Annotated in this window: 13 protein-coding genes; 5 read left to right on the plus strand and 8 right to left on the minus strand. The window is 68.1% G+C overall.

From position 1 onward, the window contains the following. From AS93_RS0105595 to AS93_RS0105615, 5 genes are all read right to left on the minus strand, one after another. Positions 1-1,324 (minus strand): VWA domain-containing protein (locus tag AS93_RS0105595; protein WP_027589685.1); only part of this gene is annotated, 1,324 nt, incomplete at its 3' end. Beyond that, complete coding sequence (locus AS93_RS0105600; protein ID WP_027589686.1) at positions 1,321-2,340, minus strand: VWA domain-containing protein; 1,020 nt, start codon at positions 2,338-2,340, stop codon at positions 1,321-1,323. The genes AS93_RS0105595 and AS93_RS0105600, both read right to left, overlap by 4 nt. After that, a complete protein-coding gene (locus AS93_RS0105605; protein WP_027589687.1) occupies positions 2,333-2,815 on the minus strand; it encodes a DUF4381 domain-containing protein in 483 nt (160 codons plus the stop codon). The genes AS93_RS0105600 and AS93_RS0105605 overlap by 8 nt, the downstream gene beginning before the upstream one ends. Further along, on the minus strand, positions 2,812-3,753 hold the full coding sequence (locus AS93_RS0105610) for a DUF58 domain-containing protein (protein ID WP_027589688.1): 942 nt from the start codon (positions 3,751-3,753) through the stop codon (positions 2,812-2,814). The genes AS93_RS0105605 and AS93_RS0105610 overlap by 4 nt, the downstream gene beginning before the upstream one ends. Beyond that, positions 3,753-4,715: a MoxR family ATPase gene (locus tag AS93_RS0105615; protein WP_027589689.1), complete on the minus strand. Its 963-nt coding sequence runs from the start codon at positions 4,713-4,715 to the stop codon at positions 3,753-3,755. Before AS93_RS0105615 ends, AS93_RS0105610 begins: the two co-directional genes overlap by 1 nt. Positions 4,716-4,899: 184 nt before the next feature. Here AS93_RS0105615 and AS93_RS0105620 point away from each other — a divergent pair, with 184 nt between their 5' ends. Next, positions 4,900-9,720, plus strand: a complete 4,821-nt coding sequence (locus AS93_RS0105620) for an NAD-glutamate dehydrogenase (RefSeq protein ID WP_027589690.1) — start codon at positions 4,900-4,902, stop codon at positions 9,718-9,720. Between the two features lie 92 nt (positions 9,721-9,812). Here the strand turns inward: AS93_RS0105620 and AS93_RS0105625 are convergent, their stop codons facing one another. After that, positions 9,813-10,700, minus strand: a complete 888-nt coding sequence (locus tag AS93_RS0105625; protein ID WP_027589691.1) for a hypothetical protein — start codon at positions 10,698-10,700, stop codon at positions 9,813-9,815. A 201-nt stretch (positions 10,701-10,901) separates the two neighbouring features. On the opposite strand from AS93_RS0105625, the gene AS93_RS0105630 reads away from it, so the two are divergent. Next, on the plus strand, positions 10,902-11,123 hold the full coding sequence (locus tag AS93_RS0105630) for a DUF2835 domain-containing protein (protein WP_027589692.1): 222 nt from the start codon (positions 10,902-10,904) through the stop codon (positions 11,121-11,123). A gap of 69 nt (positions 11,124-11,192) precedes the next feature. Beyond that, positions 11,193-12,218: a quinone-dependent dihydroorotate dehydrogenase gene (locus tag AS93_RS0105635; RefSeq protein WP_027589693.1), complete on the plus strand. Its 1,026-nt coding sequence runs from the start codon at positions 11,193-11,195 to the stop codon at positions 12,216-12,218. Positions 12,219-12,316: 98 nt separating this feature from the next. Here AS93_RS0105635 and rmf read toward each other — a convergent pair whose 3' ends face one another. Further along, complete coding sequence (rmf, locus tag AS93_RS18815) at positions 12,317-12,532, minus strand: ribosome modulation factor (RefSeq protein ID WP_037008600.1); 216 nt, start codon at positions 12,530-12,532, stop codon at positions 12,317-12,319. Positions 12,533-12,891: 359 nt separating this feature from the next. Between rmf and rlmKL the strand changes: the two genes are divergently transcribed. Together rlmKL and AS93_RS0105645 are read left to right on the plus strand one after the other, a co-directional pair. Further along, a complete protein-coding gene (rlmKL, locus tag AS93_RS0105640) occupies positions 12,892-15,066 on the plus strand; it encodes a bifunctional 23S rRNA (guanine(2069)-N(7))-methyltransferase RlmK/23S rRNA (guanine(2445)-N(2))-methyltransferase RlmL (protein WP_027589694.1) in 2,175 nt (724 codons plus the stop codon). A gap of 180 nt (positions 15,067-15,246) precedes the next feature. Then, complete coding sequence (locus AS93_RS0105645) at positions 15,247-17,838, plus strand: diguanylate cyclase (protein WP_051587350.1); 2,592 nt, start codon at positions 15,247-15,249, stop codon at positions 17,836-17,838. 2 nt (positions 17,839-17,840) lie between these two features. On the opposite strand, the gene dacB is transcribed toward AS93_RS0105645, so the two are convergent. Further along, positions 17,841-19,316 carry a D-alanyl-D-alanine carboxypeptidase/D-alanyl-D-alanine-endopeptidase gene (dacB, locus tag AS93_RS0105650; RefSeq protein ID WP_081798227.1) on the minus strand — a complete coding sequence of 492 codons (1,476 nt, stop codon included), beginning with the start codon at positions 19,314-19,316 and terminating at the stop codon, positions 17,841-17,843. Positions 19,317-19,490 lie beyond the last annotated feature (174 nt).

The following is a 19,490-nucleotide window of genomic DNA, read 5'->3' on the forward strand; positions in this document are numbered from 1 at the left end:
GCTGGCGATTGTGGCGGGCCTGCTCGAGTTGTGGGTCGCGTTCCAGGGCCTGGTCATAGGCCAGCAGGGCCTCTTCCAGCTGGCCACCGAGGGCCAGGGCGTTGCCGCGATTGTAGTGATCGGCGGCCTGGTCGCCCTGGGCGAAACGCTCGGCGGCTTCGGCATAGTCACCGGCCAGGTACAGGGCGTAGCCCTGGCGCTGGGGGTCGGTGAAGGCCTGGGCGGCGTCCTCCGGCCGGCCTTCGGCGAGCAGGCGCTGGCCCTGCTGGTCGGCGCGCAGCCACAGGGTATCGAAGGCGGCATGGCTGGGTAATGGTGTGAACAGCAGGGGCAGGCAGAACAGCCAGCCGCGTCGACCGGCGCAGGCGGCGAGCAGCAACAGTGGCAATAACAGCCAGTAGCCCTGGTCCACCCAGTGTTCCAGCGGCAGCCGCTGACCGCTTTCCTGTTCGCTGGCCGTGGCCTCCAGCAGGCCGAGGGCCCGCAGGTCGGCGGCGTCCGGGCGCAGCGGCTGGTAGGCGCCGCCCAACTGGCGAGCGAAGCGCTGGTGGCTGGCGGCGTCCAGGCGCGGGAGCACGATGGCGCCCTGCGCGTCCTTCAGGAAGCTGCCGTCGTCCAGCACGATCGGGGCGCCCCGCGAGGTGCCCACGCCGAGGACGTCGAGGCGATTGCCGTCGAGAGGGAGGGCGGCGATGGCGGTCTGTTCCGCGTCGCTCAGGCCGCTGGTCAACAGCAGCAGGCGACCGCTGCCCTGGCCGGCCTGCTCCAGCAGGGCCAACGCGCGGGCCACGGCCAGGTCGGCACGCTGGCCGGGTTCCGGCATGATCGACGGTGTGAGCGCGCCGAGCAGGTTGAGGGCGGTGGCCAGGTCGTCGGAGAGCGGCACCAGTACGTGGGCGCTGCCGGCATAGACAACGATGCCGGTCTGCGCGCCGCGCCGTGCCTCCAGCAGGTCGACGAGGGTGCGTCTTGCCTGCTCCAGGCGAGTGGGCGGCAGGTCGGTGGCCAGCATGCGCGGAGTCAAGTCGAGGATCGCCACCAGCACATCGCCGCGCGTCGCCGTCGCCTGTTCCATGCGCTGCCAGCTCGGGCCGAGCAACGCCAGCAGCGCCAGCAGCCAGGCCAGGCCGAGGGCCAGCCAGGGCAGGCGGCTGCTACGGCCTTGGTTGCCGGCCAGCAGCAGGGCATGGAAGGGACGCGGCAGCAGCAGCTGCCAGCGCGCGCTGCGCCGTTCGCGGCGCCACAGGCGCCAGAGCAGCCAGGCGCAGGGCACCAGCAGCAACAGCCAGGCAGGACGCAACAGGGTCGGCCAGAGCTCGGTCATGGGCGCGACCTCCGCAGCCAGTAGGGGGCCATGCCCTGCGGCCGGATCACCCGCACCACCAGCAACAGGCTGAACAGCAGCGCCGCCGCCAGCGGCCATACGTACAGCTCGCGGGTGAGGCGCACCGGCAGGCTCTGCTGGGCCACCGGCTGCAGGCGGTCGAGGGTCTGGCCGATCTCGCGCAGCGCGTCGCTGGAGTGGGCGCGGAAGTACTGGCCACCGGTCAGTTCGGCCATCGCCTGCAGCCCCGGCTCGTCCAGATCCAGCCCCGGCGCGAAGGCAAAGATTCCCGGGCCACGGCCCTGTCCCGGCAGGGCGCCAATGCCGATGGTGTAGAGGGTCACGCGATTGTCCGCCGCCAGTTGCGCGGCGGTCAGCGGCGCCAGGCTGCCACCGGTGTTGGCGCCGTCGGTGATCAGCACCAGCACGCGGCTGTGCGCCGGCTGGTCGCGCAGACGCTTGACCGCCAGGCCGATGGCGTCGCCGATGGCGGTGTTCGGCCCGGCGATGCCGACGCGGGCCTCCTCCAGCCAGGTGCGCACGGTGCGCCGGTCGAAAGTCAGCGGCGCCTGCAGGTAGGCCTGGCTGCCGAACAGGATCAGGCCGACCCGGTCGCCGCGCCGCTGCTCGATGAATTCGCCGAACAGTCGCTGCACCAGCCCCAGGCGGCTGATGGGCTGGTCCCGCCAGAGCATGTCCGGGTATTCCATGGAGCCCGAGACATCCACCGCCAGCAGCAGGTCGCGGCCACTGGCGGGAATCGGCAAGCGTTCACCGAGCCATTGCGGGCGGGCGGCGGCCAGCAGCAGGCACAGCCACACCAGCATGAAGGGCAGCTGCTGGCGCCAGGCGGGCAGGCTGCTGCCACGGGCACGCTGGCCGCTGAGGTCCTGCAGCTCATCGAGGAAGCTCACCTTGAGCGCCGCCTCGCCGCTGTCGGCCGGCGGCAGCAGGGCGCGCAGCAACCAGGGCAGCGGGGCGAGCAGGAAGATCCACGGCCAGGCGAACTCAAACATGCTTGCGGATCCACAGGTCGATGGCCTGGTGCAGGGCCTGCAGCGCCTTGTCGTCGAGCTGGCAGCGCGGCCGGTAGGCGCCTTCCACCAGCACCATCCAGCGGGTGAGTCCGGCGGAGGGGCAGCGGCTGTCCAGGAAGGCCAGCCAAGCGCGGCCGCTCAGGGTCTGGCACTGGCTCTGCGGGTAGCGCTGCACGCATAGGCGCTTGAGCAGCGCGTTGATTTGCTGCAGCCAGGGGCCGGCCTCGCGGCCGTAGGGCTTCTCCAGGCTGTCGAGTTCGTGCAGGGCGGCCAGGCGCAGCGGATCGAGCTGGGTGGGGCGCAGCGGGCGGCGGCGCAGGCGGCGACGCAACAGATACAGCCCCCCGACCGTCAGCAGCAGCGCCAGGGCCAGCAGCCACCAGCCGGGTGCAGGCGGCCACCAGGGCACTGGTGGCGGCGCGATGGGCGGCAGCAGGGAATCGAGGGGATTCATGGCTGGGCCTCCACCGGCGCGGTCTGGAAGTCGCGCAACTGATCGAGCAGTTCGTGGCGGGTGCTCAGCGGCAGCAGCACCGCGCGCACCTTGTCCGCCAGTTGCTGCCAGCGCTGCTGGCGGGCCTCGCCGCGGGCACGGTAGGCCTTGCGCAGTAGCGGGTCGTAGGTGTCCAGCTCCAGCGCGGCGCCGCCTTGGGCGAAACGCAGCAGACCGGCGGCGGGCAGGGCGTGATCCAGCGGATCGGAGAGCGGCACGAGGATCAGTTCCACGTGCCGGCCGAGCAGCGCCAGTTGCTGTTCGGACGCGTCGTCCAGCGCGCGTTCGTCGCAGATCACCACCAGCAGGCTGCCGGGGCGCAGCACCTCGCGGGCGCGACGCAGCGCCGGGCCAAAGGTGCCCTGGGGGCCGGGCATGTCGGCGTGCAGGGCATGATTGGCATCGATCAGCCGGCTGAGCAGCTGCAGCAGGCTCTGCTTGCTGCGCCGGGGGCGCACTTCCGGGGCATCGCCGCTGCCGAACACCAGGCCGCCGATGCGGTCGTTGTGGTCCAGCGCGGCCCAGCCGAACAACGCCGCCGCCTGGGCGGCGAGCACCGACTTGAAGCGCGCGCCGCTGCCCAGGAACAGCGGGCGACTCTGCTCCACCAGCAGGTAGACGGGGCGTTCGCGCTCCTCGTGGAACAGCTTGGTGTGCGGTTGCTGGGTACGCGCGGTGACGCGCCAGTCGATGGTGCGCACGTCGTCCCCGGCCTGGTAGACACGCACCTGGTCGAAGTCGATGCCGCGCCCGCGCAGCCGCGAGCGATGCAGGCCTACCAGCGCACTGCGCCGGTAGGGCGTGGAAAACAGCTGCAGGCCGCGCAGCTGGTGGCGGATGTCCACCAGCTCGGCGAGGGTGGTGTAGGCGCCGGCGGGGCCGGGAGCCGGGCGGTCCATCAGCCCACCGCCACCACGTCAAGCACCCGCTGCAGCACCTGGTCCTGGTCGATGCCGGAGGCCTCGGCCTCGAAGGACAGGATGATGCGGTGGCGCAGCACATCGAAGAACACCGCCTGGATATCCTCCGGGCTGACGAAGTCGCGGCCGGCCAGCCAGGCGTTGGCGCGGGCGCAGCGGTCCAGCGAGATGCTGCCGCGCGGGCTGGCGCCGTAACTGAGCCAGGCGGCCAGGTCGGCGTCGAACTTGGCCGGGAAGCGGGTGGCCATGACCAGTTGCACCAGGTACTCCTCCACGGCATCGGCCATGTGCAGGGCGAGGACTTCCTGGCGGGCGGCGAAGATTGCCTGCTGGCTGATGCGTCGGTGCGCGCCGGCGTCGGCGCCGTGCAGCGCCTCGCCGCGCGCCTGCTGGAGGATGCGGCGCTCCACCGAGGCGTCCGGATAGCCGATCTTCACGTACATGAGGAAACGGTCGAGCTGGGCTTCAGGCAGCGGGTAGGTGCCTTCCTGCTCGATCGGATTCTGGGTGGCCATCACCATGAACAGCGGCGACAGCGCGTAGGTGCTGCGGCCGATGCTCACCTGGCGCTCGGCCATGGCTTCGAGCAGCGCCGACTGCACCTTGGCCGGCGCTCGGTTGATCTCGTCGGCCAGCACCAGGTTGTGGAAGATCGGCCCCTGCTGGAACACGAAGCTGCCGGTCTCCGGGCGGTAGATCTCGGTGCCGGTGATGTCCGCCGGCAGCAGGTCGGGGGTGAACTGGATGCGATGGAACTCCGCCTCGATCCCTTCGCCCAGCTCCTTGATGGCGCGGGTCTTGGCCAGGCCCGGCGCGCCTTCCACCAGCAGGTGGCCGTCGGCGAGCAGGGCGATCAGCAGGCGGTCGATCAGGCGGTCCTGGCCAAGGATACGGCTGGCCATGAACTGGCGCAGGGCAAGCAGCGCTTCGCGATGTTCCATCGTCGGGGTCATCTCCGGTGGGCGAGTCCGGTCGGCTCGTCGGCAAGACCGGCACTTTAATCCAACTCGGCCGCGCTGGCACGAGGCGTCGCAACCCGGAGTGGCCACCCGTGGACTAACGTTGAACGGAAACACGGGTTCGTTACTGTCACTCTGCCACCCTGCCTGCTTCGATGGAGTTGTCATGGTCTTTTTCAGCGCGTCCGGCAAGACCGATTTTCACCAGCAACTGCGAGAAGCGCTCGCCCGGCATGTGGAGCCCGAGGTGCTTCCCCGGCTGGCGCGATTCGCCGAACAGTTCTTCGCCATTGCTCCCCTGGAGGAGCTGCTGCAGCACCGCCTGGCCGACCTGGAGGGCAGCACGCTGTCCGCCTGGCGGCTACTGGAGGCGTTTCGCGGCGAGCCGCTGGTGCGGGTCTTCAACCCCGATTACGAGCAGCATGGCTGGCAGTCCACCCACAGCGTGGTGCAGGTGCTGCACCCGGACATGCCGTTCCTGGTGGATTCGGTGCGCATGGCGCTCAACCGGCGCGGTCACAGCATCCACACCCTGCAGAACAGCGTGCTCAGCGTGCGGCGCGGCGCGGCGGGGGAATTGCTGGACATCCTGCCGCTCGGCAGCCACGCCGAGGGCGCACGCGACGAAGCCCTGATGTTCCTGGAGATCGACCGTTGCGCCAGTACCGCCGAGCTGCGCGAGCTGCAGCAGCTGCTGAGTGACGTGCTGGCCGAGGTGCGCCTGGCGGTGGGCGATTACCCGGCGATGCAGGAACAGGTCCGTCGCCTGCTCGAACATCTGGCGCAGCGGGGCGATGCGGACGAGGGTGAGAGTGTCGGTGAGGTGCGGGCCTTCTACGAATGGCTGCTGGATCATCACTTCACCTTCCTGGGCTACGAGGAATTCCGGGTGCTCGAGGACGAGCGCGGCGCCCGTATCGAGTACGACGAGGGTTCGCTGCTGGGGTTGTCGCGGGTGTTGCGCAAGAACCTCAGCGACGAGCAGCGCAGCATCGAGCCTTCGGTGCTGGCCTACCTGCGCGAGCCCTGCCTGCTGAGTTTCGCCAAGGCCTCCCAGGTCAGTCGCGTGCATCGCTCCGCCTACCCCGACCTGGTGTCGCTGCGCATGCTGGACGACCAGGGGCGGGTGGTCCGGGAGTGCCGCTTCCTCGGTCTCTATACCTCCATGCTGTATACCGAAAGCGTCACGCGCATTCCCTATGTGCGCCGCAAGGCCGAAGCGATCCTCGGCCGTTCCGGTTTCGCCCGACACGCGCACCTGGGCAAGGAGCTGGCCCAGGTGCTCGAAGTGCTGCCCCGCGACGAGCTGTTCCAGACGCCGGTGGACGAGTTGTACGAGACCGCCATCGCCATCGTGCAGATCCAGGAGCGCAACAAGCTGCGCCTGTTCCTGCGCAAGGACCCCTACGGTCGGTTCGTCTACTGCCTGGTCTACGTGCCGCGCGACCACTATTCCACCGAGATCCGCGTGAAGATCCAGAACCTGCTGATGGAGCGCCTGAACGCCTCCGACTGCGAGTTCTGGACCTATTTTTCCGAATCGGTGCTGGCCCGCGTGCAGCTGATCCTGCGTGTCGACCCGCGCACCGTGCCGGCGTTCGACGCGCGCCAGCTGGAGCAGGAGGTGATACAGGCCTGCCGTTCCTGGCAGGACGAGTTCGCCAGCCTGATGGTCGAGCGCTTCGGCGAGGCGCGCGGCACCGACCTGCTGGCACGCTTCGCGCCCGGCTTCCCGGCCGGCTACCGGGAGCGCTTCGAGCCGCACTCGGCGGTGGCGGACATGCAGCACATTCGCAGCCTGTCCGACGAACAGCGGCTGGTGATGAGCTTCTACCAGCCGCTGGGACAGGGCGAGGGCGAGCTGCACTGCAAGATCTACCACGCCGATCTGCCGCTGCCGTTGTCCGATGTGCTGCCGATCCTGGAGAACCTCGGGCTGCGGGTGCTCGGCGAGTATTCGCACCGGCTGCGCCAGCGCGATGGCCGGGCCTACTGGATTCACGACTTCACCTTCGCGCCGCCGGCCGGGCTGGTGGTCGATCTGAAGACGCTCAACGGCCTTTGCCAGGAGGCGTTCACCCATATCATCGCCGGCAATGCCGAGAACGACGCCTTCAACCGCCTGGTGCTCGGCGCCGGGCTGACCTGGCGGGAGGTGGCGCTGCTGCGCGCCTACGGCCGTTACCTGAAGCAGATCCGCATCGGCTTCGACCTGGGCTACATCGCCGCCACGCTGAACAACCACACCGACATCGCGCTGGAGCTGGTGCGTCTGTTCAAGACCCGCTTCTACCTGGCCCGCAAGCTCACCGCGGAGGCGCTGGAGGAGAAGCAGGGCAAGCTCGAGGAGGCCATTCGCGCCGCGCTTGACCAGGTGGCGGTGCTCAACGAGGACCGCATCCTGCGTCGCTACCTGGAGCTGATCGGCGCCACGCTGCGCAGCAACTTCTACCAGACCGACGCCGAGGGTCGGCACAAGCCCTACTTCAGCTTCAAGATCAGCCCCGGCGCGATCAGCGAGATGCCCCGGCCGGTCCCGCTGTACGAAATCTTCGTCTATTCGCCGCGTGTCGAGGGCGTGCACCTGCGCTTCGGTCCCGTGGCGCGTGGCGGGCTGCGCTGGTCGGATCGCGAGGAGGATTTCCGCACCGAGGTACTCGGTCTGGTCAAGGCCCAGCAGGTGAAGAACGCGGTCATCGTGCCGATGGGCGCCAAGGGCGGCTTCGTGCCCCGCCGCCTGCCGGTGGGCGGTAGCCGCGACGAGATTCAGGCCGAGGCCATTGCCTGCTACCGGCTGTTCATCAGTGGCCTGCTGGACATCACCGACAACTACCTGGAAGGCCGCGTGGTCCCGCCGGAACAGGTGGTGCGCCACGACGGCGACGATCCCTATCTGGTGGTGGCCGCCGACAAGGGCACGGCGAGTTTTTCCGATATCGCCAATGGCATCGCCGCCCAGTACGGGTTCTGGCTGGGCGACGCCTTCGCCTCGGGCGGTTCGGCCGGTTACGACCACAAGAAGATGGGCATCACCGCGCGCGGTGCCTGGGTCTCGGTGCAGCGGCACTTCCGCGAGCGTGGCATCGACGTGCAGCGCGACAGCATCACGGTGATCGGCATCGGCGACATGAGCGGCGATGTGTTCGGCAATGGGCTGCTGATGTCCGAGCGGGTGCAGCTGCTGGCCGCCTTCAACCATCTGCACATTTTCGTCGACCCCGATCCTGACCTGGCCGCCAGTTATGCCGAGCGCAAGCGGCTTTTCGAGCTGCCGCGCTCCAGCTGGGCGGACTACGACGCGGGGCTGATTTCCGCCGGTGGCGGGGTGTTCCCGCGCAGCGCCAAGAGCATCGCCGTCAGCCCGCAGATGCGCGAGCGCTTCGACATCCAGGCCGAGAAGCTGTCGCCCAACGAGCTGGTCAGCGCGCTGTTGCGGGCGCCGGTGGACCTGCTGTGGAACGGCGGCATCGGCACCTACGTCAAGGCCAGCACGGAAAGCCATGCCGACATCGGCGACAAGGCCAACGATCCGCTACGGATCGACGGTCGGGAACTGCGCGCCCGGGTGGTGGGCGAGGGGGGCAACCTGGGCATGAGCCAGCTGGGGCGCATCGAGTACTGCCTAAACGGTGGCGCCTGTAACACGGACTTCATCGACAACGCCGGCGGGGTGAACTGCTCCGACCATGAGGTGAACATCAAGATTCTCCTCAACGGCGTGCTGGTCGCCGGCGACATGACCGGCAAGCAGCGCAACCAGTTGCTGGCGCAGATGACCGACGACGTGGCGCAGCTGGTGCTGGGCAGCAACTACACGCAGACCCAGGCGCTGTCGCTGGCCGAACGCCGCGCCCGCGAGCGGATGGGCGAATACCGCCGGCTGATGAGCGACCTGGAAAGCCGCGGGCGCCTGGACCGGGCGCTGGAATTCCTGCCCAGCGACGAGCAGCTCGGCGACCGTGCGCTGACCCGGCCCGAGCTGGCGGTCCTGCTGTCCTACAGCAAGATCGACCTCAAGCAGGCGCTGCTGGATTCCAGCGTGCCGGACGACGATTACCTGGTACGCGACATGCAGCGCGCTTTCCCGCCGCAGCTGGTGGAGCGCTTCGGCGAGGCGATGCGCAATCACCGGCTGCGGCGCGAGATCGTCGCCACCCAGATCGCCAACGATCTGGTCGACCGCATGGGTATCACCTTCGCGCAACGGCTGTGCTCATCCACCGGCATGGGCGCCGCCCAGGTGGCCGAGGCCTATGTGATCGTGCGCGACGTCTTCCACCTGCCGCACTGGTACCGGCAGATCGAGTCGCTGGACTATGGCGTGAGCGCGGATACGCAGCTGGCGCTGATGGATGAACTGATGCGCCTGGGACGCCGGGCCACGCGCTGGTTCCTGCGCAGCCGCCGCCAGACCCTGGACGCTGCCCGCGATGTGGCGCACTTCGGCCCGCCGGTGGCCACCCTTGGCGTGAAACTGGACGAGCTGCTGCAGGGGGCGGCCCGCGAGCAGTGGCAGGAGCGCCACCAGGCCTACGCCGAGGCCGGGGTGCCGGAGTTGCTGGCACGCATGGTGGCGGCCAGCGACCAGCTCTACATGCTGTTGCCGATCCTGGAGGTGGCCGAGCGGACCGGTCACGAACCGCTGCTGGTGGCGCGGGCCTTCTTCGCCGTGGGCAGCGCTCTGGACCTGGACGGCTACCTGCGGCGCATCACCCATCTTGCAGTGAACAGCCACTGGCAGGCGCAGGCCCGCGAAGCCTTCCGCGATGAACTGGACAGCCAGCAGCGGGAGATCACCCTGTCGTTGCTGTCGGCCCCCGGCGAAGGCGATCCGCGCCATCGCCTGGAGAGCTGGCTGGAACAACGCCAGCCACTGGTGCAGCGCTGGGAAACGATCCTCGCCGAACTGCGCGGCGCGGGTGAAAACGACTATGCGCTGCATGCCGTGGCCAGCCGGGAGCTGGCGGACCTGGCGCGTTCGGGCTGAACGGCAGCGCCGGGCGGCCGCCCTGCAGACCCGTGATCCAGGTAGGCGGTCGGCGCTTTTCGGCCGCCGTTGGGCACGACGCCCGGCGGCGCTTACGGATCGATGTGCAGGGTGGTCGGCAGGTGGTAGAGGAATTCCACCAGGTCCGGCGCGCCAGCCAGGCGCAGGCCTTCGCCGAGGGCGTTCGCCTGTTCGTCGGCGCGCGGCAGCAGCAGGGCTTCGAGCACCGTGGGCGTGCGCTGCAGCAACAGGCGCGAATACGGCAGCCCGCTGTCCAGCAGCAGCCCCATGAAACCTGGGTCGCTCCAGGCCTCGGCCGGCATGCCGAGCATGTGGTAGTGGCTGTGCAGCTCGGCCAGCACCACCGGATTGAGCCGATACTGGGCGACCTCCGCCGGCAGCTCGTGCTTCAGGCCGCGCAAGCGGGCATAGGCAACCAGAACGGCCAGCGTGGTGCCCTGGTCTCCGTCGTAGAACAGCCGTTCGCCAAACCATTCCGCCTGGCGCAGGCGCAGGGGCTGACCCTTGCCGGGCAGCGTCTGTTCGGCGGCCTTGAGGAAATCCTTGTAGCTGATCATGCGCAGGCTGCGGCAGGCCGGCGTGGCGGCCAGGTCTTCCAGGCGCGAATGGGGTGGTTGGTCACCCGGTGGACAGCACAGCCCACCGATGTCGCGCAGATCGAAGGCCGGCACGAAGCGATGATTCACCTCGAGCAGGCGCGCCAGCACCGCGTGGGCGGCCGCCTTGTCCTCCTGCACCGGTCCGGACAGGGCGCCGCGCGGTAGATCCACCAGGCGCTCCAGTTGTGGACCGAGTTGCCACCAGATGCTCAGGGTGGGCAGGGGGATCGGCTGAAACGGCAGGCTGAGCTGGCGTGCGCGATCCAGCATGCGTCTGGCAGCCTTGCCGCCCAGGCCCAGCTGTCCGGCCAGGGACGACAAACGGCTGGTGAGGCGCGGGGGTGGCGTGGGCGAGGTCATGGCAATGCTACGGGCTCCAACAGTACTGCGTCGGGGTGGCGTGCCATTCGAACCGGGTGAGCAGGGCGCATGGAAAGGTGCGTTGCCCGCCTGGCCTTGCTGGCGCTCGCTAGTGTGGCAGAGCGGCCCGCTCGCTGGCGAGGGCGACTTGGGTCGCAGATGTGGCAAACTGACTCGCGTGTCTGACAAAGGGGGCGCTCCATGCCCAGCCTGGTGCTGGATATCCATCTGACGGCCGATCAGTTCCTGGCCTACTACCAGGGCCGTGCCAACCGGGTGCTGGCCTACAGTCGCGACGGGCGCAGCGTGAGCCTGCCGGCCCATCATCTGCGGCCGTTCCTGACCCATGCCGGCATCCAGGGCACCTTCCGGCTGGAGGTAGGGGCCGACGGCAAGCTGCTGGACGTGAAGCGTCTGGCCTGAGTCCGACGGGTCAAAAGCGCGCGCCGAGCGGGTATACTCGGCGGCCCCAAACACCCAACGAGCCCGACCATGTACTCCCTGGCCCGCGATCTGCTCTTTCGACTGTCTCCGGAAACCTCTCACGAACTGTCCCTCGACCTGCTCGGCGCGGGCGGGCGTCTGGGGCTGAACGGTCTGCTGTGCAAGAAGCCGGCGGCCCTGCCAGTGAAGATCATGGGTCTGGAATTCGCCAATCCGGTCGGACTGGCCGCTGGTCTGGACAAGAACGGCGACGCCATCGACGGTCTCGGCCAGCTGGGTTTCGGCTTCCTCGAGATCGGCACCGTGACGCCGCGCCCTCAGCCGGGCAACCCGAAGCCGCGCCTGTTCCGCCTGCCGGAAGCCCAGGCCATCATCAACCGCATGGGCTTCAACAACCATGGTGTCGACTACCTGCTGGAGCGCGTGCGCGCCGCCCGCTATCGCGGCGTGCTGGGCATCAACATCGGCAAGAACTTCGACACCCCGGTCGAGCGCGCGGTGGACGACTACCTGATCGGCCTGGAGAAGGTCTATCCCCACGCCAGCTACGTGACGGTCAATGTCAGCTCGCCGAATACCCCCGGGCTGCGCAGCCTGCAGTTCGGTGATTCGCTGCGCCAACTGCTCGAAGCCCTGCGCCGTCGGCAGGAAGACCTGGCCGTCGAGCACGGCCGCCGTGTGCCGCTGGCGATCAAGATCGCCCCGGACATGAGCGACGAGGAAACCGTCGAGGTGGCACGCGCGCTGGTGGAAGCCGGGATGGATGCGGTGATCGCAACCAACACCACCCTGAGTCGCGAAGGCGTCGAAGGCCTGCTGCACGGTGACGAGGCCGGCGGTCTGTCCGGCGCGCCGGTACGCGACAAGAGCACCCACACCGTGAAGGTGCTGGCCGCCGAGCTGGGTGGGCGTCTGCCGATCATCGCCGTGGGCGGTATCACCGAAGGGCGCGACGCGGCCGAGAAGATCGCCGCCGGGGCGAGCCTGGTGCAGATCTATTCGGGGTTCATCTACAAGGGCCCGAAGCTGATTCGCGAAGCGGTGGATGCCATCGCCGCGCTGCCGCGGACCTGAAGCGCACAAATGGAAAGGGCTCCCTTGGGAGCCCTTTGGCGATCACCGTGCCAGGTCCGTGTGGGGCCTGGCGCGGCGGAAGAGCGTCGGACCGGGTCTCAGCCGACCGCTCTCATTTCATTCAGTCGATGTATGCCGGCGGTGCCGGTCAGACCGTCCCAGTGGTCGGCGCGACCTTCGCGCCAGCCATTGAGCCAGGCCTGGCGAGTCGTCGGATGGGTGAAGGGACAGAGCTCCTGGGATTTGCCATGAACACCATGTTGGTAACCGCGTAAGTAGGCGCGTTCCATCGGGTCACGCTTTAGTCTTCTCATCGGGTATTGCCCTCAATCGTTGACTGTATTTCCCACTGGCGGCCGCGTTGCGAGGCCGCGAAAGGGGTCGTTGCCGGCGTGACGACCCCATAGGAAGGGCAACCTTGCGTTGTCTCCCTGAGGTTGTTTCTATCCAAAGGGGCGAGCGCTGTGAATGATCGATTTGTCATAACGAGGCAACATTTCGCCTGACGGAACCATAAGCAGCGCCACTTGTCGGGGCAAAGCGGTATCCCAGGTGGGTTTGGGCGCTAGTTGCGCACCGTGATTTTGTCAGCAACTGTTGTGCAGCTCGTCGTTTCAATTTGTTTCGGCTTCTCTGGCGGAAGCCTTTATCGCCTGCGGGCCTGGATTTTCGAATGTCTGAGCGTTACGAACTGGTACTGACCTGCCCCAAGAGCCTGGAAAGCCTGCTGCTGGACGAGGCCGGGCAACTGGGGCTGGAAGAGGCCCGCGAACATGTGGCCATGGTGCGCGGCTTCGCCGGTATTGAAACCGCCTATCGGCTGTGCCTGTGGTCGCGGTTGGCCAACCGGGTGCTGCTGGTGCTGGCGCGCTTCCCGGTGAGCAATGCCGAGACCCTCTACGAAGGCGTCAAGGCCGTCGACTGGAGCGAGCACCTGGATGCCGGCGGCAGCCTGGCGGTGGAGTTCAGCGGGCGCGGCGCCGGCATCGACAACACACACTTCGGCGCGCTGAAGGTCAAGGACGCCATTGTCGACCGTCTGCGCGCGCAGTTCGGCCAGCGCCCGTCGGTGGACAAGGACAATCCCGACCTGCGCGTGCACCTGCGCCTGGACAAGGGCGAGGCGGTACTTTCCATCGACCTGTCCGGGCACAGCCTGCACCAGCGCGGCTACCGCCTGCAGCAGGGTGCCGCGCCGCTCAAGGAAAACCTGGCTGCCGCGATCCTGATCCGCGCCGGCTGGCCGCGCATTGCCGCCGAGGGCGGCGCGCTGGCCGACCCGATGTGCGGGGTGGGCACCTTCCTGGTCGAGGCCGGCCTGATGGCGGCCGACGTCGCCCCCAACCTCAAGCGCCAGCAGTGGGGCTTTTCCCGCTGGCTCGGCCATGTGCCGGCCGTGTGGAACCGCCTGCACGTCGAGGCCGAGGAGCGCGCGCGCATCGGCCTAAGCAAGCCGCCGCTGTGGATTCGCGGCTACGAAGCCGACCCGCGCCTGATCCAGCCGGCGCGCAACAACATCGAGCGCGCCGGACTCGGCGAGTGGGTACGCATCTACCAGGGCGAACTGGCCACCTTCGAGCCGCGCACCGACAAGGGCCAGGCCGGCCTGGTGGTGTGCAACCCGCCGTATGGCGAGCGCCTGGGCGACGAAGCCAGCCTGCTGTACCTCTACCAGAACCTGGGCGAGCGCCTGCGCCAGGCCTGCATGGGCTGGGAGGCCGCGATCTTCACCGGCGCGCCTGAGCTGGGCAAGCGCATGGGCATTCGCAGTCACAAGCAGTACGCGCTGTTCAACGGCGCGCTGCCGTGCAAGCTGCTGCTGTTGCAGGTGCGGCCCGACCAGTTCGTCACCGGCAACCGCCAGGGCGCCGAAGACCGCCTTGTGCCCCAGGCCAGTGAGCCGGCACGCCTGTCCGAAGGTGGGCAGATGTTCGCCAACCGCCTGCAGAAGAACCTCAAGACCCTGGGCAAATGGGCGAAGCAGGCCGGTGTGGAATGCTACCGGCTGTACGACGCGGACATGCCCGAGTACGCCCTGGCCATCGATTTGTACCGCGATTGGGTGCATGTGCAGGAATACGCGCCGCCGCGCTCGATCGACCCGGAAAAGGCCCAGACCCGCCTGCTCGACGCCCTGGCGGCGATCCCGGTGGCCCTTGGCGTGCCCGCCGAGCGCGTGGTGATCAAGCGTCGCGAACGGCAGACCGGTACCCGCCAGTACGAGCGCCAGGGCGAGCAGGGCCGCTTCATGGAGGTCAGCGAGGGCGGCGTCAAGCTGCTGGTCAACCTCACCGATTACCTGGACACCGGCCTGTTCCTCGACCACCGGCCGATGCGCCTGCGCATCCAGCGCGAGGCGGCCGGCAAGCGCTTCCTCAACCTGTTCTGCTACACCGCGACCGCTACCGTGCACGCGGCCAAGGGCGGCGCACGCAGCACCACCAGTGTCGACCTGTCGAAGACCTACCTGGACTGGGCACGCCGCAACCTGTCGCTGAACGGCTTCTCGGACAAGCAGCGCCTGGAACAGGGCGACGTGATGGCCTGGCTGGAAGCGGATCGCGGCGAGTACGACCTGATCTTCATCGACCCGCCGACCTTCTCCAACTCCAAGCGCATGGAAGGAGTGTTCGACGTTCAGCGCGATCATGCCCGGTTGATCGACCTGGCCATGGCCCGGCTGGCGGCGGGGGGCGTCCTGTACTTCTCGAACAACTTCCGTAAATTCCAGCTGGACGAGATGCTGGCAAAACGCTACAAAATCGCCGAAGTGACGGGCGAAACACTGGATCCGGATTTCGCCCGCAATCCCCGCATCCACAGGGCCTGGCACATCAGCCACGGCTGAACCCTGGTTTGCGCTGGCAGGGAAGTCGGTATGCAGGCAGTACAGCAAGATGATTCTTCCAGGCCCCGGCCCGTAAGTCGGGGCTGCGAAGCCGGCACTGTGTTCCTTCTGGTATTTCTTGTCGGCCTGTCGTTATCGGCAGCCGCCGCGTATGCCCTGGAGCAGAATCGCCGTGCTCAGATGCAGGATCAATTCCAGCGTCTGGCCGGCGAGCGTGTGTCGCGGATCGCCAACCAGTTCAAGACCAGTCAGCAGCAGGTCGAATCCCTCAGCCGCCACCTGAGCCTGGCCGGCGACCTGGGCCCCGGAGCCTTCGCCCTGGCGACCGAGCACCTGTTGGCCGACAGCCTGGGCTTTATCTGGATGCCCCGCGTGACCCACGAGCAGCGGCCGGCCTTCGAGGCCCGGTTGCGCGAGCAGGGTGGCGCGAACGGTCTGCGCGAAGTGGATGAGCGAGGTGCGCTTCGCCCGGCCGGGGTGCGTGACGAGTATTTTCCGGTGCGCTACGTAGGTTCGCGCCATCTGGGTGAACGCCTGCCAGGCCTGGACCTGGCGTCCCATCCAGGCAGGCGGGAGATCCTGCAACGGGCGCGCGAGCGTGAGGGGCTGGTCTCCACCGTGCTGACGCTGTCGCCTGTCACCCCCTATGGCCAGGCCCTGGTGGTGATGGCCCCGGTACTGCGTGCGGGTGAACTGCTGGGTTTCGTTTCCTCTGCCCTGCTGCTGGACGAGGTGCTGGCCGAGCACGGCAGTACCGAAGGGCTGTACACCGAACTCTGGGACCTGAGCGACGCCGAGCAGCCCCGCTTGCTCCACTCGGCAGGCGAGCCAGCCGAGAGCAGCGCGCTGGAGTACCACCGGATGCTGCCCATGGCCGACCGACTGTTCGCCGTCAGCCTGCGCCCGCAGTTCGCCTTCATGCACCAGCATGGAGGATCGGTGGGTGTGTGGGTCTTCCTGCTGGGTGGTCTGGTCAGCCTGCTGGCGGCCGGATTTCTGGGCTCGTTGCTCAGTGAGCGGCAACGCACCCGCCGCCTGGTGGCGGTGCGCACGGCTGAACTGCAGGCCAGCCAGCGGGAGTTGCAGACCAGTCAGGAAGAGCTGCGCCTCAGCGAGCGGCGCTGGCACTTCGCCCTGGAGGGAGCGGGTGATGGCGTCTGGGACTGGGAATGTCAGACGGGCCGCGCCTACTTCTCGCCGACCTGGAAGCACATGCTCGGCTACGCCGACGGGGAGATCGAGGGCACCTACCAGGAATGGCTCGAACTGATCCACCCGCTGGACCGGCACCAGGCGCTGCGGGCTCTGGAGCGCCACATGTCCGGCGCCACGGAGTCGGTCGCCTACGAGTACCGTCTGTACTGCAAGGACGGCAGTTGGAAGTGGATCCTCAGTCGCGGGCAAGTGGTGCTGCGCGATGCTCAGGACCAGCCGTTGCGCATGATCGGCGTGCATACGGATATCGATGGCCGCAAGCACACCGAGCTGCAGTTGAACCGCACCCTGGGCGAGCTCGATGCCCTGCTCAGGGCCACGACCCATGTGTTGATCATCGCCACCGACCTGCAGGGACTCATCCAGCGTTTCAACGTCGGTGCCGAACGCATGCTGGGCTACCGCGCGGAGCAGATGATCGGGCAGCCGATCGAACGCCTGTGCCGCGCCGAGGATCTGGACGATCACGCCGCGCCGTCCGGGTCGCGGCGTAGCCTGCAGGAACTGACTGCGGACTGCCGCACCAGCCAGGAATGGACGTACCTGCGCAGTGATGGTGGCCATCTGGTCGTCGACCTCATCACCACCAGTATCCGCGACGAATACGACCAGGCGGTCGGCTACCTGGGCATCGCCACCGACGCCACCGAGCGCCGGCGCAGCCGTGCGGCGCTGGAGGAGCGCGACCACCTGTTGCAGAAGCTGACCCAGCGCGTGCCGGGCATCATCTTCCAGCTGCACCGCGCGCCCAACGGCCACTTCAGCGTGCCGTACGCCAGTGCCGCGCTGTCCGGCCTCTACGAGCTGGACCCCACCGATGTGCGTTCCGATGCCCAGCGTATGTTCCGCCTTGTGCACCCGGAAGACTACCCGCGACTGCGCGACGGCCTGCAGGATTCCGCGCAACACCTGACCCTGTGGCAGACGGAGCTGCGTTGCCTGCTGCCCAGCCAGGGACAGCGCTGGTTCCGCTGCGAGGCCATGCCGGAGCGCGGTGCCGATGGTGGCGTTCTCTGGCACGGCTTCCTGTCGGATATCACGCCGCTCAAGGACACCGAACAGGAGTTGCGCCAGCTCTCGGAAACCGATGGCCTGACCGGGGTGTTCAACCGCCGCTACTTCCAGGAGCGCCTGGCGCAGGCCATCTCACTGGCCGGGCGGCGTGAAGCCGGCCTGTCCCTGCTGATGTTCGATATCGACCATTTCAAGCAGATCAACGACCAGTTTGGCCACGCCGCCGGTGACCGGGTCCTGCGGGCGTGCTGCCAGCGGCTGGGAGCGCGCCTGCGGCGTAGCGACCTGCTGTGCCGGTTGGGTGGTGAGGAATTCGCCGTGCTGTGCGCCCAGACCAGCCTGTCCCAGGCGGCGACCCTGGCCGAGGCGCTGCGGGCGCTGCTGGCTGGCGAATCGATCGAAGAAGTGGGGCGCGTCACCGCCAGTTTTGGTGTAGCGCAATGGCATACCGGCGAAACCGCCGATGATTTGCTCAATCGTGCCGACGCCGCGCTCTACGCAGCCAAGCGCGCAGGTCGCGATCAGGTGCGCCTGGCGACCTGACCTCAGCGTCGCGCGGTGCTGCGCCGCTCGCGCGGCTGCTCGTATATCGACAGCAGCACCTGGTCCAGCACTGCCGAGGCGCCCCAGGGGCGCGGGTGGTTGAGGATGGCCACCACCGCCCAGCTGCTACCGTTCACGTCGCGGCTGTAGCCGGCGATGGCGCGCACGTTGTTCAGGGTGCCGGTCTTGATGTGCGCCTTGCCGGCCACGGCGGTGTCCTGCAGGCGTTTGCGCATGGTGCCGTCCAGCGCCGCCAGCGGCATGGAGGAAATGAACTCGGCGGCGAACGGGCTCTGCCAGGCCGACTGCAACAGGCTGGCCAGGCCCCGGGCAGTGACCCGCTCGCTGCGCGAGAGGCCCGAGCCGTTTTCCAGCACCAGCCGTGCCACCGGCAGCCCCTTGCGTTCGAGCCACTGGCGAATCACCCGTTGCGCGGCGGCCGCATCGTCACTGTCCTGTCCTGTACGGAAGGCGGCGCCCAGGCTGAGGAACAGCTGCCGGGCCATGGTGTTGTTGCTGTATTTGTTGATGTCGCGGATGACCTCCACCAGGTCCGGCGATTCGGCGCGCACCAGCAGGCGCGCATCCTCCGGCACGCGGTCGATACGGTTGGCGCCCAGCAGGGTGCCGCCCAGCTCGCGCCAGATGGCCCGCACGGTACCCGCCGCATATTGCGGATGATCGAGCAGCGCCAGATAGGTGTGTGCCTTGCAGCCCTGGGCCAGCTCGCCAGTGATCACCAGGGTCACGCTGTCGCCCTGGTGAACCGGCCGGTAACTCACCTGCGGCCAGGCCGGGCAGGTGGCGCGGGCCGGCAGCGGGCGCACGCGATTGTCGATGCGCACCGCGTCCAGTGGCGGTTCGGCGCTCACATGCACCTGGCCACCTTCGCTGCGCACGCTGAAACGCTGGGCGTTGAGATTGATCAGCAGGGAATCTGGCGCCACCAGATACGGGCGGTTGGCGTCACCGCTGTCATCGTCGAATTCCGGCAGGGCGGGCTGCAGGAAATGGCTGCGGTCCAGCACCAGGTCGCCGCTGATGGTGTTAACCCCATGGCTGCGCAGGTCGCGCAACAGCAGCCAGAGGCGTTCCATGTTCAGCTTGGGATCGCCACCACCCTTGAGGTAGAGATTGCCGTGCAGAACACCGTCGCGCAGCGGCCCATCGGCATACAGCTCGGTCGTCCAGGTGTGGGCGGGACCGAGCAGCTCCAGCGCGGCGTAGGTGGTGACCAGCTTGATGGTGGACGCGGGATTGACTGGCACGTCGGCGTTGTAGGCGGTGATCTGGCCGGGACCGTTGAGCGGGATGGCCACCAGCGACAGTGCCTGGCCGTCCAGCTTGTGCTGGCGCAAGGCCTGCTGGACTTTTACAGGGAGCACCTGTCGCTCCGCCGCCCACACGGGAGGGGCAGCGAGCAGCGTCGTGGTCGTCAGCAGGCCCCCCAGCAGTAGGGGATGCAGCCATGGTTTCATGCGGGCTTCCGGGAGAATCGGCACGCGTCCGGTATGCAGCTTAGTCATCGCCTGCAAGGGCGAAGTTTGTCCGCGCCGACCGGTATCCGACGGGTGTCGTGCACAACCGCTTGGCGGAGGTCGCGTGCGGTTGTCCAGATCCCTGGACAGTCGCTTGCTGCTGCTGAACATGTC

Source organism: Pseudomonas sp. RL (assembly GCF_000647775.1).
In the GTDB taxonomy this organism is placed as follows: domain Bacteria; phylum Pseudomonadota; class Gammaproteobacteria; order Pseudomonadales; family Pseudomonadaceae; genus Serpens; species Serpens flexibilis.

Coding starts and splice junctions, on each gene's coding strand:
- AS93_RS0105600 (WP_027589686.1), bottom strand. CDS start 2,340: ATGTTTGAGTTCGCCTGGCCGTGGATCTTCCTGCTCGCCCCGCTGCCC.
- AS93_RS0105605 (WP_027589687.1), bottom strand. CDS start 2,815: ATGAATCCCCTCGATTCCCTGCTGCCGCCCATCGCGCCGCCACCAGTG.
- AS93_RS0105610 (WP_027589688.1), bottom strand. CDS start 3,753: ATGGACCGCCCGGCTCCCGGCCCCGCCGGCGCCTACACCACCCTCGCC.
- AS93_RS0105615 (WP_027589689.1), bottom strand. CDS start 4,715: ATGGAACATCGCGAAGCGCTGCTTGCCCTGCGCCAGTTCATGGCCAGC.
- AS93_RS0105620 (WP_027589690.1), top strand. CDS start 4,900: ATGGTCTTTTTCAGCGCGTCCGGCAAGACCGATTTTCACCAGCAACTG.
- AS93_RS0105625 (WP_027589691.1), bottom strand. CDS start 10,700: ATGACCTCGCCCACGCCACCCCCGCGCCTCACCAGCCGTTTGTCGTCC.
- AS93_RS0105630 (WP_027589692.1), top strand. CDS start 10,902: ATGCCCAGCCTGGTGCTGGATATCCATCTGACGGCCGATCAGTTCCTG.
- AS93_RS0105635 (WP_027589693.1), top strand. CDS start 11,193: ATGTACTCCCTGGCCCGCGATCTGCTCTTTCGACTGTCTCCGGAAACC.
- rmf (WP_037008600.1), bottom strand. CDS start 12,532: ATGAGAAGACTAAAGCGTGACCCGATGGAACGCGCCTACTTACGCGGT.
- rlmKL (WP_027589694.1), top strand. CDS start 12,892: ATGTCTGAGCGTTACGAACTGGTACTGACCTGCCCCAAGAGCCTGGAA.
- AS93_RS0105645 (WP_051587350.1), top strand. CDS start 15,247: ATGCAGGATCAATTCCAGCGTCTGGCCGGCGAGCGTGTGTCGCGGATC.
- dacB (WP_081798227.1), bottom strand. CDS start 19,316: ATGAAACCATGGCTGCATCCCCTACTGCTGGGGGGCCTGCTGACGACC.